We start from the raw sequence: 13,593 nt of genomic DNA, 5'->3' as shown, positions 1-13,593 counted from the left end.
AGTCCCGCACGAGCACGGCTCATGCGGGACCTTCACAAAGCTTCCGACCATCCGAACTCGTGATCCCGCCGTCCGAGCGTCCGACCACAACCGCCCATCGTCCTGTCAGCGGCGAAGCCGATGAGCAGTGACCGCGCACGCAGCCGCACCACCGGCGGGTTCTCAGTGGTCCTCTCGCGAGGACAGCAATTTCCCTCGTGGCGGAGCCACTTGGGAAATTGATCCCGCAGCGGGAGGACCACTGAGGTTCCGCCACCCGAGCTCAGAGCAGAACGAGCCCGTCAGGAAAGCTTAGAACCGATCAAGGCGGAAAGGTCGACGAGGCGGTTGGAGTAGCCCCACTCGTTGTCGTACCAGCCGACGATCTTGACCTGGTTGCCGAGCACCTTGGTCAGCGGCGCGTCGAACACGGTCGAGGCCGGGTCGGTGACGATGTCGCTGGAGACGATCGGGTCCTCGCTGTAGCGCAGCACGCCCTTGAGCTTGCCCTCGCCGGCGGCGGCGCGGAACGCGGCGTTGACCTCCTCGGCGGAGGTCTCCTTGCCCACCGTGGCGGTGAGGTCGGTGACCGAACCGGTCGGCACCGGCACGCGCATGGCGTAGCCGTCGAGCTTGCCGTTGAGCTCCGGCAGCACCAGGCCGATGGCCTTGGCCGCACCGGTGCTGGTGGGCACCACGTTGATCGCGGCACCGCGGGCGCGGCGGAGGTCCTTGTGCGGGCCGTCCTGCAGGTTCTGGTCCGCGGTGTAGGCGTGCACCGTGGTCATCAAGCCGTGCTCGATGCCGAAGGTGTCGTCGAGCACCTTGACCATGGGGGCCAGGCAGTTCGTGGTGCACGAGGCGTTCGAGATGATCGTCTGCGAACCGTCGTACTTGTCGTCGTTGACGCCGAGCACCACGGTCAGGTCCTCGCCCTTGGCGGGCGCGGAAATGACGACCTTCTTGGCGCCACCCTCGTCGACGTGCTTGCGGGCGTCGGCGGCGTTGGTGAAGAACCCGGTGGACTCGACGACCACGTCGACACCCAGGTCGCCCCAGGGCAGCTTGCCCGGGTCACGCTCGGCCAGGATCTTGATCGGCTTGCCGCCCACCTCGATGCCCTCGCCGGTGACCTTCACGTCCTGCTCGAGGCGCCCGAGGACGCTGTCGTACTTGAGCAGGTGGGCCATGGTCGCGACATCGCCCAGGTCGTTGGCGGCCACGATCTCGATGTCGTGGTCACTGGCGGTCGCCGCACGCCAGAAGTTCCGCCCGATGCGACCGAAGCCGTTGATGCCTACGCGAACGGTCACGCCTATCTCCTCGGTTACTGACCCTGCCGCCTCGACGCGACGGGTGAGCGGTTGATGGACTCACTCGCACCCTATCGGTCCGTGCCATCTGCACAGACGGCCGGGCGCACGCCTTTCAGGCGAATCTTGGTCGCGGTCGCCGCAGGCCCGGCAAAGATCACCCGCACGAACCGCTCGTTCTGCCTTTCGGGTGCCACGACGTGCGACATCCGTCGGTTGACCGGCCATGAGAGCGCTCTCAAGAATGTGCACGTCGACCGTGATCGGCATCTCTGCACCGTTCCCGGCGCGGAGATCGCCGCAGCGGTCCGGCGCAGTCCGGCACCCGGCCGGATTCGACTGGAGGAAGGACTCCGAATGGCGCTGCCCGGAAAGTCGCGGCACACCAACGAGGGCGCGACCGCACTCGCGCCGAGGCGGCGAGGCCGCGTGGCCGCCGTCGCGCTCGCCGCGGGCATCGGCCTCACCGGCCTGGTCAACGCCCCTGCCGGAGCGGACGTCCCGCCGCCGGACGAGGGCTGGACGCTCAGCTTCGGCGACGACTTCACCGGCGAAGCCGGTGCGCCTCCCGGCGAGGACTGGAAGGTCGACACCGGTCACGGCTACCCCGGCGGCCCCGGCAACTGGGGCACCGGTGAGATCCAGAACTACACCGCCGACCCCTCCAACCTGGGCCAGGACGGCAACGGCAACCTGGTGATCACCCCGCAGAAGGACGACGCGGGCGGCTGGACGTCGTCGCGCATCGAGACGCAGCGCGGCGACTTCAAAGCCGAAGAAGGCGGCGTGATGCGCATCGAGGGCCGCATCCAGATGCCGGACGTGGCGGCGGACAAGGCGCTCGGGTACTGGCCCGCGTTCTGGGCGCTCGGATCGCCGTACCGCGAAGATCTCTGGAGCTGGCCCGGCATCGGCGAGTACGACATCATGGAGAACGTCAACGCCGAGAACCGCGTGTACGGCGTGCTGCACTGCGACGTCTCCCCCGGCGGTTCCTGCTTGGAGACCGACGGCCTGGTCAACAGCCGGGAATGCCCGGACAGCACCTGCCAGGAGGCCTTCCACACCTACCGGTTCGAATGGGACCGCACCGGTGACGTCGAGGAACTCCGCTGGTACGTGGACGGCCAGCAGTACCACTCGGTGAAGGAAACCGACGTGAACCCGACCGCGTGGACGAACATGACTTCGCACGAGGGCTACTTCGTGCTGCTCAACGTCGCGATCGGCGGCCAGTTCCCGGACAAGAACTCGGGCATCACCACGCCGACCGAGGCCACCGAGGGCGGTCACCCGATGCTCGTGGACTACATCGCCGTCTACAACAAGTGACCTGACCGCCCGGTGATCCGGGCGCTGGAACGGAAAGCGGACCGTTCGCCCACCTCGGGCGAACGGTCCGCTCGCTCAGCGCTCGGGTTCCTTCAGACCTCGGCTTCGAGGAGCTCTGAAGTGACGGCTGATTCGGTGTCGGGGAGGTTGAGCTCCCTCGCCCGCTTGTCGGCCATCGCCAGCAGACGCCTTATGCGGCCCGCCACCGCGTCCTTGGTCATCGGCGGATCGGCGAGCTGCCCCAACTCGTCCAGCGACGCCTGCCGGTGCGCGAGCCGGAGCCGACCGGCGACCAGCAGGTGATCGGGTGCGGTGGGCCCGAGCAGATCCAGGGCGCGCTGCACGCGGGCCGCCGCGGCGACCGCCGCGCGGGCGGACCGGCGCAGGTTCGCGTCGTCGAAGTTCGCGAGCCGGTTCGCGGTGGCCCGCACCTCGCGGCGCATCCGCCGCTCCTCCCAGGACAGCACGCTGGAGTGCGCGCCGAGCTTGGTCAGCAGCGCGCCGATGGCGTCGCCGTCGCGGACCACGACGCGGTCGGCGCCGCGGACCTCGCGGGACTTCGCCTGCACGCCGAGCCTGCGCGCCGCCCCGACGAGGGCGAGCGCCGCCTCCGGTCCGGGGCAGGTCACCTCCAGAGCCGAGGAGCGGCCCGGTTCGGTGAGCGAGCCGTGGGCGAGGAACGCCCCGCGCCACGCGGATTCCGAATCGCACGATCCGCCGGAGACCACGTGCGCGGGCAGGCCGCGCACCGGGCGTCCCCGCGGGTCGAGCAGGCCCGTCTGGCGGGCGAGGCTCTCGCCGTCCTTGACCACGCGCACCACGTACCGGGTGCCCTTGCGCAAGCCACCGGAGGTGATCATGTGCACGTCGGAGTGGTGCCCGAACAGCTCGTGGACTTCCTTGCGCAGCCTGCGGGCCGAGGAACCGCTGTCGAGTTCGGCTTCCACCACGACGCGGCCGGCGACGATGTGCAGCCCGCCCGCGAACCGCAGCAGCGAGGAGACCTCGGATCTGCGGCAGCAGGTCTTGGTCACCGGCAACCGGCTCAGTTCGTCTTTGACCGCCGCGGTCATCGCCACCGGTCACTCCTCCTCTCCAACGCGGCCTCCAGGCTCGCCGCGAGCGCCTCCGGATCGTGCCTGCCCGGCGAGGCGGGCGAGGCGACTGTGTCGAGCAGAGTTTGCGCACCCAGCCCGGTCGCCGCAGCACGAAGCCGATCAGGTGTCGGCACCGATCCGGCGTCCGCGAGAACAGCGTCCACGGTCAGCCGGGGTGCGTGCTGCGAGAGTACGTCGAGATGTTGTTCCGGGGAGAACCCCGCGGTTTCGCCCGGTTGTGGGATCAGGTTGAGCACCACGACGCGGCTCGCGGCGGTCGTCACGAGCGCCTCGTGCAGTTCCGGGACGAGCAGGTGCGGCAGCACGCTGGTGAACCAGGAACCCGGCCCGAGCAGCACGACGTCCGCGTCGAGCACGGCCCGCACCGCCTGGGGACAGCCCCGCGGGGTGCCCTGCTCGCCGTTCGCGGCGGCGAGGCGGACCTGCTTGACCCGGCCCGGCGTGCTCGCGATGGCGACCTGGCCGCGGATGGTGCGCACCGCATCGGGATCCGCGTCGAGGCCGACGACCTCGGCCTCCATGTCGAGCGGCTCGATGGACATCGGCAGCACCCGGCCGCGGGCGCCGACCAGCCGGCAGGCCTCGTCGAGGACGTCGACGGGATCGCCGACCACGTCGAGCAGCCCGGCCAGCAGCAGGTTGCCGACGGCGTGCCCGGCCAGCGCTCCGTTGCCGCCGAAGCGGTGCTGGAACACCTGCGCCCAGCGCCTGCCGTTGTCGTCCGGTGCGGCCAGCGCGGCGAGCGCCTTGCGCAGATCACCGGGCGGCAGCATGCCGAGTTCGCGGCGAAGCCGCCCGGAGGATCCGCCGTCGTCGGCGACGGTGACCACCGCCGTGACGTCGGAGGTGAGCCGGGTCAACGCGGCGAGCGTGGCTTGCAGGCCGTGGCCGCCGCCGAGCGCGACCGCGCGCAGCGGGCGCTCGGCGGGCGGGTCGTTCGGTGGTGCGGCCGGGCTCACTCGCGCCCCAGGTCCCGATGGACGGTCTTGACCATCATCCCTTCGTCATCGGCGAGCCTGCGGGCCATCTCCTCGACGAGCGCGACGCTGCGGTGCTTGCCGCCCGTGCAGCCCAGCGCCAGCGTCAGGTACCGCTTGCCTTCGCGGTGGTAGCCCGCGCCGACCAGCCGCAGCAGTCCCTGGTAGCTCTCCAGGAACTCCTCGGCGCCTTCCTGGCCGAGCACGTAGTTGCGGACCTCCTCGTCGAGGCCGTTGAACTCGCGCAGCTCCGGGATCCAGAACGGGTTGGGCAGGAAGCGGCAGTCCATCACCAGGTCGGCGTCCATCGGCAGGCCGTACTTGTAGCCGAAGGACAGCACGGTGACCCGCGTGCGGGTCTCGGCCTCCGTGCCGAACGCGTCCTCGATCTTCGTGCGCAGCTGGTGCACGGACAGCCCCGTCGTGTCCACCACGAGGTCCGCCTCGGAGCGCAGCCGCGACAGCAGCGCGCGCTCGTTGGCGATGCCGTCGGCGAGCCGCCCCTCGCCCTGCAGCGGGTGGCCGCGGCGCACCTGCTCGAAGCGGCGGATCAGCACCTCGTCGGTGGCCTCCAGGAACAGCACCTTCGGCTTGTAGCCGCGGGCGTCCAGATCCTTGATCACCGATCCGAGGTCTTCGGTGAACGCGCGGCTGCGCACGTCCATCACGACCGCGACGCGGGTGATCGCGCCGCTGGAGCGCGCCCCCAGCTCCACCATCGTCGCGATCAGTTCCGGGGGCAGGTTGTCCACGACGAACCAGCCCAGGTCCTCCAGGCATTTGGCGGCGGTGCTGCGCCCGGCGCCGGAAAGGCCGCTGACCACGGCGACCTCGATGCCCGACTTCTCCTCGCTCACTGATTCTCCCCTTCAGTGCTGGTGTCTCCCCCGCCTGCCCCGGCCTCAGTGGCCAGGGCCGCGCACACGGTCTCGGCGGTGCGCCGGCCGAAGCCGGGCACCGCCATGATGTCCTCGATCCCCGCCTGCTTCAGCTTGCGCACCGAACCGAAGTGCTTGAGCAGAGCGGTTTTCCGGGCCTCCCCAAGTCCGGGTACCGAATCGAGCACGGACCGGCTGAGCCGCTTGGAGCGCTTCTGCCGGTGGTAGTTGATGGCGAACCGGTGCGCCTCGTCGCGCACCCGTTGCAGCAGGTACAGCGCCTCACTGGTGCGCGGCAGGATCACCGGGTCGGGTTCGGCGGGCAGCCACACCTCTTCGAGGCGCTTGGCCAGGCCGATCACGGCAACGTCGGTGATGCCGAGTTCGGTGAGGGCGTCGGCCGCCGCGTTCGCCTGCGGTGCGCCGCCGTCGATGACCAGCAGGTTCGGCGGGTAGGCGAACTTGCGCGGCCTGCCGGTCTCGGGGTCGATGCCGGGCGCGGTTCCGCCGTCGCCGGTGGTCTCGGCCTGGTCCGCGCCGGTGCCGTGCGAGGCCGCCACGTTCGGAGCGTCCACTTCGGACTCCGACTCGTCCGAGCCCACTTCCTTGAGGTAGCGGGCGAATCGGCGGCGCACCACCTCGTCGATGGAGCCGACGTCGCCGCCTTCGGCGCCCTCGCGCACCGAGAACCGCCGGTACTCGGACTTGCGCGCCACCCCGTCCTCGAACACGACCAGCGAGGCCACCACGTCGCTGCCCTGCACGTGGCTCACGTCCACGCATTCGATCCGCAGCGGCGCGGTGTCCAGGTCCAGCGCCTCCTGCAGCTCCTGCAGCGCCGCGGAGCGCGCCGTGAGGTCGCCCGCGCGGCGCAGCTTGTACTGGGTGAACGCCTCCTTCGCGTTGCGCTCCACCGTGTCCATCAAGGCCCGCTTGTCGCCGCGCTGCGGCACCCGCAGGTCGACCCGGCTGCCGCGCAGCTCGCCGAGCCACTGCGCCAGCGCCGGGGCGTCCTCCGGCAGTTCGGGGACGAGCACTTCGCGCGGCACCGGGGTTCCGCCCGCGTCGGCCTGGTCGGCCAGCGCGGCCTGCTCCCCGTAGAACTGGCTGAGGAACCGGCCGGTGAGCTCCCCGAGGCCGGCCTCCGCCTCCAGGTCGATGACCCAGCCGCGCTGCCCGCGCACCCGGCCGCCGCGGATGTGGAAGACCTGCACGGCGGCGGCGAGCTCGTCCTGGGCGAAGGCGATCACGTCGGCGTCGGTGCCATCGCCGAGCACCACGGCCTGCTTCTCCATCGCGCGGCGCAGCGCTTCCAGGTCGTCGCGCAGCCGGGCGGCGCGTTCGAATTCGAGTTCCGCGGAAGCCTGCTTCATCTCGCGGTCCAGCTTGCGCGTCAACGTGTCGGTGCGACCGCTGAGGAAGTCGCAGAAGTCGTCCACGATCGCCCGGTGCTCGTCGGCGTCGACGCGGCCCACGCACGGCGCGGCGCACTTCCCGATGTAGCCGAGCAGGCAGGGGCGCCCGATCTGGCCGTGGCGCTTGAACACGCCGCTGGAGCAGGTGCGGGCGGGGAACACGCGCAGCAGCATGTCGAGGGTTTCGCGGATCGCCCACGCGTGCGCGTACGGGCCGAAGTAGCGGACGCCCTTGCGCCGCGGGCCGCGGTAGACGTGCAGCCGCGGGTACTCCTCGTGCAGGGTCACGGCGAGCACCGGGTAGGACTTGTCGTCCCGGTAGCGCACGTTGAACCGGGGGTCGTACTCCTTGATCCAGGAGTACTCCAGCTGCAGCGCCTCGACCTCGGTGCCGACCACCGTCCAGCGCACCCCGGTGGCGGTGGTGACCATCTGGCGGGTCCGCGGGTGCAGCCCCGAGAGGTCGGCGAAGTAGTTCGCGAGCCGGCTGCGCAGGCTCTTCGCCTTGCCGACGTAGATGATCCGCCCCTCGGCGTCGTGGAAGCGGTACACGCCGGGCGCGTCCGGAACGGTTCCGGGTGCGGGGCGGTACGTCGACGGGTCGGCCACGGCTCCACCCTACGTGCGCGACCGACACTCCCCGTCACGGCATCGCGGCCTGCGCGGGGACCTTCGCCCCTTGGTCATCGGAGCCGGGCGCGTTGTCCTGAGTGTCCGACTTCGGGCTCGTGCGCAGCGCGGCACGAGCCGGAGGGGGTCGGGCTCGGCGGCGCTCGCGCACCCGGCCGAACTCCGGCGGAGGGTGCACGGACGGTCACCCGGCGGAGCGCCGGGGCGCGGGATCGGAGGGGATGATACGGATGGCTCAGGCCGGGCGCGGGAGCGCGCACGCCGTGCGCCGGGAGGACGGGCTCGCGGTGTTCGCCGGGATCGTCATGGTGCTCATCGGGGTGTTCCACGCGGGGGTGGCGACGGCGACGTTGTTCCAGGAGTCGTTCGCGGTGGTGCTCAACAGCTACGTCTTCAGCTACGACGTGACCGTGTGGGGCTGGGTGCACCTAGCGCTGGGCGCGGTGGCGGCGGTGGCGGGAACGGTGCTGCTGGCGGGCCTGCCCGGGACCCGGGCGTCGGCCATGATCGTCGTGGTCCTGAGCGCGCTCGCCGCGTTCCTGTTCATCCCGTACCAGCCCCTGTGGTCCCTGCTGATCGTCGCCGTGGACGTGGCCGTCATCTGGGCCTTGGCCGTGCACGGCCACCCGGAGCAGGACTGACGATCGCGACCCCGAGTCCCGGCCGAACCCTGCTCGCGCCCCCGCGATCTCGCGAGGAGTTGCGGGGGCGCTCGCCGATCGTCACCAGGACACCAGGTCAGGGCCTTCGCGGTGATCCTCGCTTCGCGACGGTGCGGATGTCCGCGGGCAGCGTCAGAGGGGGCGGGGGAGGCGGTCGTGGACGGGGAGGAGGCCGAAGGGCTTCGACGGGAGGGTCTGGTACCAGTAGGCGACGGAGGAGATGTCGTCGCTGCGCTTGTTCGCGTGCCCGTGCTCGATGCTCACCAGGATCGAGGAGTCGAAGGTGATCGGGTCCTCCACGTGGAACCGGTAGTAGGACACCTGCCCGCTCCAGTTCCGCCCGCCCGGCAACGTGAGCCCGTGGTACGGGGCGTGGTACGGCTGGCTGGGACACCAGGCGGTGTTGAAGTAGTCCTCCGTCCCGGTGCCGTGCAGCCGCGGCGGCCACGGCTCACCGTCGATGAAGATCATGTCGTCGCCCTCGCCGTACCAGTTCCAGTCGGTCGTGGAGCGCAGGTTGTGCACGTTGAGCACCGACCCGACGTAGTGCCCGCGGCCCTCCGCCTCCAGGATCGTGTAGTTGCCGGTCCCGTCGAGGTTGATGCCGCCGAACAGGAACTCGTCGTTGGTCTGGTCGCCCTGCTCCACTCCGTCGGTGGGGTCTTCGCGGCGCCACTGGGCGTGGAAGTAGCCCAGCTCCGGGTCGACCTGCTGGTACTGCTCGTAGTCGATGTAGTAGTAGAAGATCACCGGCTTGAGGCTCATCTCGCTGATCAGCTCGAACCGGGCGCCCTCGGCGAAGGGCATCGCGAACCAGCAGTTGAACCCCTTGCCGTCCTGCGGGCTCATCTGCAGCGGCGCGGACACGAAGTTCTCGGTGCGCCCGTGGCCGATGCCGAAGAAGTCCCCCAGCGGCACCAGCACGCTCGGGTGCGCCGCGTCGTCCCACGTGATCTTGAGGACGAGCCTGCGCAGGTAGTCGCCCTCCACCTCGGGCTTGTGCGGCCCGTCCTCCACCGCCACGGTGCACCAGACGTGGGTCACCGCCCCCGGCCCGGTGAGGCGCGCGAGTTCGCGGCTCTCCCCCGGTTGCAGCCGGATGTTGTCGGTGTTGCCCCCGGTCCGGTCCCAGCTGGACACCCGCCCCCGCCTGGACTGCCGGAGCCTCGGCAGATCCCGCAAGCTGCTCCCGAACGTCCCGTACCCGGACATGCGCCCCTCCCCGATCACCACGCTGCTGCGTCACCGAATTCGGCCGGTGAGATACCGCCTCGCAAAGTCAACGATCTTCAACCCGTTCGTGTCGAGATCATTCATCCGATCGGCATTTCCCAAGATCACCGTTTTCGGGCGGTTCACGGCTGCCCGTCGTGGTCGACCACCTCGGCACCGGCCACCTCGTCCCCGGCGATGTCGATGCTCTGCACCACGATCAGCTTCCGCTGCGGGTCGGCCCCACCACGTCCCGGCGACGGCACGCCGAAATCGACCAGCCCGGCCGTTCCCGCGAACGCCTCCGAGCCGCTGGTGCCGCGCAGTTCTTCCAGCACACCGCGGCGCGACGGCACAGCGGCGCCCTCGGCCCCCTGCGCCCGCTCCGCCGACCGCAGCGCCAGGTGCACCGCGTCGTAGGCGACGAGCACGTGCCCGTTCGGGCCGGTGCCCGCGATGTGGGGGCTCGGCTCCGCTTCGAGCCGCTCGTAGCTCACGAAGAAGCGGCACCGCTGGTGACCTCGGATCGGCTCCGGCCCATCGCACAGCCCCTGCGCCCACCCCGGATCGCCCGGCGCCGGGGCGCTCGGGCCGAGACTGGTGAAGAACAGCCGTTCCGGCGGATAACCACCGGGGACCGAATTCGCGTCCTCCCATTCCCCGTTGGCGAACTGGGTGAGGTCGTCCCCGGCGATCACCACGGCGCGCTCAGCGCAGTCGACGTCCTTGAGCTTGTTCAGCATCACCGGGAAGTCGTTGGCGCGACCGCTGTAGTAGATCAACGGCCGGTCCTGCCCGCAGATCTCCTCGATCCTGGTGCTCAGCGAGTCCGACGACGGGGTGAACCTCTTGATGTCGGGCCACTTCTTGCGAGCCACGAGCTCGTTGATCTGCCACGTGGAGAGATCTTCGCTGTAGGCGTCGTCGTCATCTCTGAGCACGTGCACCGCGCGATCCGGGAACTCCTCGGAGCCGTACCGCACCGCGACCTCGGCCTGCCGCTGATTGGTCGCGGCGATCCGGAAGAACCAGGGCTTGCCGGTCAACGCGGTGCCCGAGGCCGCGGAGGCGATCATCGGCACCGGCGCACCCGCGTCGTCTGGCGGAGCGCCCAGCCGCTCGACCGCGTCGACCGTGGTGGTGCGGCTCTGCCCGAGCCCGGTGACCGCCACGATCGACGGGTCCCGCTTCGCCAGCGCGCGCACGGCACCGGCCACGTCGAAGGCGTGCTCGGAGCTGCCACCGAGATTGGCGAACAGCAACTGCACCTTCACGTCCGGGGTGTGCTTGTCGACCAGCTCCCCGCCGTTCCACTCCCGCTGCGCGAGCACCGCCCCGCGCAATTCGTTGACGCCGACGGCAAGTTCCCGGCGCTCGCCCTCCTGGGTGCTGCTGAGCATGGTCGCCACGACGATCTTGACCAGCGGCCGGCGGCGGTGCGGGTCCTTCTCGCGAGCGACCCTGCCGTTCTCGGCCACGGCTTCGGCCGTCAGCGCGGCGATCTCCTCGGTGGCCGCGGACGGTTCCTCGGCCGCCGCGGTGAACGAGCTGGGGCGGTCGGTCACGCCGATGCACTGGGTACCCGCCTTCGTCAGCCGCAGCGGATCGCGGAGGGCGGAGCGGCCGATCCCGGCCACGTCCCACGGGCTGCCGTCCTCGTCGCAGTCCCACACCGAATGCACGGCGAATGCGGAGCCGTAGCCGACGAGCGCCAGCACCAGCGCGACCGCGGTGAACCGCGGGATCGTGCCCCGCCGCGGCCACACCACCGGGTAGCCGAACTTGCGGTTCGCCGCCGAGCTGTCCGGCAGTCCCCGTTCGTCCTGCGAGTTCAGCGGGCGCAGCCGCGCGAACGCGGAGTTCCACTTCCCCAGGTCGACGCCCACCGTGCCGGGAGCTTCCCGCTGCGCGCGGGCGACCTCCGCGAACGCCTTGTCGTCCCACGGCCCCACGACCGTGCAGGAGCACAGCGCCTGCACGGCCCGCAGCAGGTCCGCGATGGCCTCGGCGCTCTCGCCGCGCGCCACCGGCGACCAGGCGCGCTGCACCAGGTCGCGCACCTGGTACGGCCGCCGGAACACCGCGACCGGCGCCCACGCCAGCACTCGGGCCAAGTCGCGCTGCCAGCTCACGTCACCGCTGCCGGCGCGGTTGGCCAGCACTTTGGCGACGCGGCCGACCTCCCCGAGCGCGAGCCGGTGGTACTGGGCGCGCAGGTAGGCCGCCGGGTCGTGCCGCTCGATCGATTCGTAGTGCTCGGCCAGGTCCCGGTGGACCTGCTCGTAGGAGTGGTCGGATCTGTCGAGCAGCTCCCGCACCAGGAGGTCGCGCAGCAGCGGATCGAGGGTCCAGGTCCGGTTCCCGCCCGGTTCCACCGGTCCCGGTCGCACGAAGCTCAGGATGTCCAGCGCCTCGGTGATCTGCCGCACGCCGCCGGAACCGCGGTCACCGGCGAGCAACCGCACCACCGGCTCGTCGAGCAGCAGCGGCGCGGCCAGCTTGGCGAACAGGGTGACCGTGCGGTCGCGCACCCCGTCGTCCACGTCCTCGTCCTCCGACGGCGCGTTCGTCCTGAAGCGGTGCAGCATCCGCATCAGCAGGTAGCCGCGGACGGTGTCCTCCAGGTCCGCGCCGCGCAAGCCAGGCGGGACCCGCATGCCCAGGGTGGAACGCGCCGACGGAACCCGGCGGTCCCGGCGGAAGCTCCAGTCGATCCGGTCGCTGACCAGCGTCAGCGCCAGCGGGTGGCCGTGCGTGGCGCAGTGCAGTTCGCGCACGTACCGCTCGCTGAGCACGGTGGCCTCTTCGCTGCGGCTGCGTTCGATGAAGAACCGGCGGGTGTCCTCCAGACCGAAGTTCGTCAGCTGAACGGGAAGTTCGGGCGTCCGCGGCCCGTCACCGCGGAATTGCTCCGCCCACTCGTCGTACCGGCGCCGCCACGTCCGCTCCGGGTCGGTTCCCGGTGCGGCGGGCTCCACGGCCGCGCCCGCCGGGGCACCGGATTGCTTGGTCGCCACCACCAGCAGCGGAATCCGCGGGTCGGCCCGCATCGCCTCCGCGAGCAGGTCCAGGAAGTCCGGGTCCCCGCCCGGCTCGGTGGGCGGCGTGCTCAGCGCCACCCGCTCCGCCTTGTCCGGGGAGAGCAGGTCCGCGTCGTCGAGCAGCAGCACGCAGTTCACCGTGCGCGTACGCCTGCGCAGGTAGGCGGCGCGCAGATCGGCCAGCAGCGCCGCCAGCGCGAGCCGGTGCCACTTGTCGGCGGATTCGGCCGCGCGAGCGTCGGAGGACTCGAACCGGCCCTGGATGTGCAGCACCACGTCGTCGATGCGGACCCGGTCGCTGATCCCCTCGAAGTGCTGCGGCTCGGCCGCCGCGGCCTCGAACCAGCTCAGCGCGGCGGCGCTGCGCGGCCCGGCGAGCAACCACCGCGCCCAGCGCGGCGCCCCCACCCCGATCGCGGTGAGCCGGTGCAGGACCGGGCGCGCCATCCGCAGCAGCAGGCCCGCGACCGGCGCCGGGGCCGAGTCACCGGCCTCCCCCACCACGTCGGTCATCAGCTCCACGCTGGCGAGCCGTCGTGCGAGCTGTTCCCGGACCTGGCGGCGGCGCTGCGCGGAGGTCGCGACCTCGGCCGGTTCGCCGCGCTCGGCTTCGCCCTCGGCGACCGGTCCGTGCTCCGGCGAGCGCAGCGTGGCGTGGACGGTGCGGGCGAGTTCGTAGCGCGGCAGCACGAGCCTGCCGAATTCGCGGTGCGATTCGGCGCCGAGCTGCCGGTACACCGCCTCCAGCACGTCCCAGGTGCTCTTGGAGCGGGGTTCGTCGAAGTCGACGCGCGCCATCGGCACGGCCTTGTCGTAGCGCCGTTCCACGTGCTCGATCACGGCGGTCTTGCCGACACCGCCCGCGCCGTGCAGCACCACGATCGGCATCGGCCGGTCCCGCACGTGCAGCACCAAGTGGTCGATCAGCTCGGCCGTGGTCTCCCGGCCGACGAGACCCACGTCGTCGTCCAGACCCGCCATCCGGCACCTCCCCGATCCGACGACGTCGAACCACGGAAGTTAGCGGTGCAGCGGG

The 13,593-nt window shown here is 71.1% G+C and carries 9 protein-coding genes; 2 read left to right on the top strand and 7 right to left on the bottom strand.

The features are described from left to right. Positions 1–281: 281 nt before the first annotated feature. Positions 282–1,292 (bottom strand): type I glyceraldehyde-3-phosphate dehydrogenase, encoded by a 1,011-nt coding sequence (gene gap / locus OOZ19_RS19520; protein WP_266091559.1) that lies wholly within the window; start codon positions 1,290–1,292, stop codon positions 282–284. Between the two features lie 357 nt (positions 1,293–1,649). Between gap and OOZ19_RS19515 the strand changes: the two genes are divergently transcribed. Then, on the top strand, positions 1,650–2,624 hold the full coding sequence (locus tag OOZ19_RS19515; RefSeq protein WP_266091558.1) for a glycoside hydrolase family 16 protein: 975 nt from the start codon (positions 1,650–1,652) through the stop codon (positions 2,622–2,624). A 92-nt stretch (positions 2,625–2,716) separates the two neighbouring features. On the opposite strand, the gene whiA is transcribed toward OOZ19_RS19515, so the two are convergent. Genes whiA through uvrC form a run of 4 tightly spaced genes read right to left on the bottom strand, consistent with a single transcriptional unit; the run spans position 2,717 to position 7,621 of the window. Then, entirely contained in the window at positions 2,717–3,703 is a 987-nt protein-coding gene (whiA, locus tag OOZ19_RS19510) for a DNA-binding protein WhiA (protein WP_266091557.1), read from the bottom strand. Then, positions 3,694–4,656 carry a gluconeogenesis factor YvcK family protein gene (locus OOZ19_RS19505; protein ID WP_266091582.1) on the bottom strand — a complete coding sequence of 321 codons (963 nt, stop codon included), beginning with the start codon at positions 4,654–4,656 and terminating at the stop codon, positions 3,694–3,696. The genes whiA and OOZ19_RS19505 overlap by 10 nt, the downstream gene beginning before the upstream one ends. 41 nt (positions 4,657–4,697) lie before the next feature. After that, entirely contained in the window at positions 4,698–5,576 is an 879-nt protein-coding gene (rapZ, locus tag OOZ19_RS19500; RefSeq protein WP_184478207.1) for an RNase adapter RapZ, read from the bottom strand. After that, complete coding sequence (uvrC, locus tag OOZ19_RS19495) at positions 5,573–7,621, bottom strand: excinuclease ABC subunit UvrC (RefSeq protein WP_266091556.1); 2,049 nt, start codon at positions 7,619–7,621, stop codon at positions 5,573–5,575. The genes rapZ and uvrC overlap by 4 nt, the downstream gene beginning before the upstream one ends. 251 nt (positions 7,622–7,872) lie before the next feature. Between uvrC and OOZ19_RS19490 the strand changes: the two genes are divergently transcribed. Continuing rightward, positions 7,873–8,283 carry a DUF7144 family membrane protein gene (locus tag OOZ19_RS19490; RefSeq protein ID WP_266091555.1) on the top strand — a complete coding sequence of 137 codons (411 nt, stop codon included), beginning with the start codon at positions 7,873–7,875 and terminating at the stop codon, positions 8,281–8,283. A gap of 153 nt (positions 8,284–8,436) precedes the next feature. Here OOZ19_RS19490 and OOZ19_RS19485 read toward each other — a convergent pair whose 3' ends face one another. Together OOZ19_RS19485 and OOZ19_RS19480 are read right to left on the bottom strand one after the other, a co-directional pair. Then, entirely contained in the window at positions 8,437–9,516 is a 1,080-nt protein-coding gene (locus OOZ19_RS19485; protein ID WP_266091554.1) for a glycoside hydrolase family 172 protein, read from the bottom strand. A 143-nt stretch (positions 9,517–9,659) separates the two neighbouring features. Further along, the gene (locus tag OOZ19_RS19480) at positions 9,660–13,538 is read right to left on the bottom strand and encodes an AAA family ATPase (protein WP_266091553.1); all 3,879 of its coding nucleotides are present in this window, start codon (positions 13,536–13,538) and stop codon (positions 9,660–9,662) included. Positions 13,539–13,593: the final 55 nt, after the last annotated feature.

The sequence above is a fragment of the Saccharopolyspora sp. NFXS83 genome, assembly GCF_026241095.1.
Lineage (GTDB): Bacteria > Actinomycetota > Actinomycetes > Mycobacteriales > Pseudonocardiaceae > Saccharopolyspora_C.
The sequence above is the reverse complement of the archived record's forward strand: the minus strand, read 5'-3'. Positions and strand labels throughout refer to the sequence as shown.

Coding starts and splice junctions, on each gene's coding strand:
- OOZ19_RS19515 (WP_266091558.1), top strand. CDS start 1,650: ATGGCGCTGCCCGGAAAGTCGCGGCACACCAACGAGGGCGCGACCGCA.
- OOZ19_RS19485 (WP_266091554.1), bottom strand. CDS start 9,516: ATGTCCGGGTACGGGACGTTCGGGAGCAGCTTGCGGGATCTGCCGAGG.
- OOZ19_RS19480 (WP_266091553.1), bottom strand. CDS start 13,538: ATGGCGGGTCTGGACGACGACGTGGGTCTCGTCGGCCGGGAGACCACG.
- OOZ19_RS19490 (WP_266091555.1), top strand. CDS start 7,873: ATGGCTCAGGCCGGGCGCGGGAGCGCGCACGCCGTGCGCCGGGAGGAC.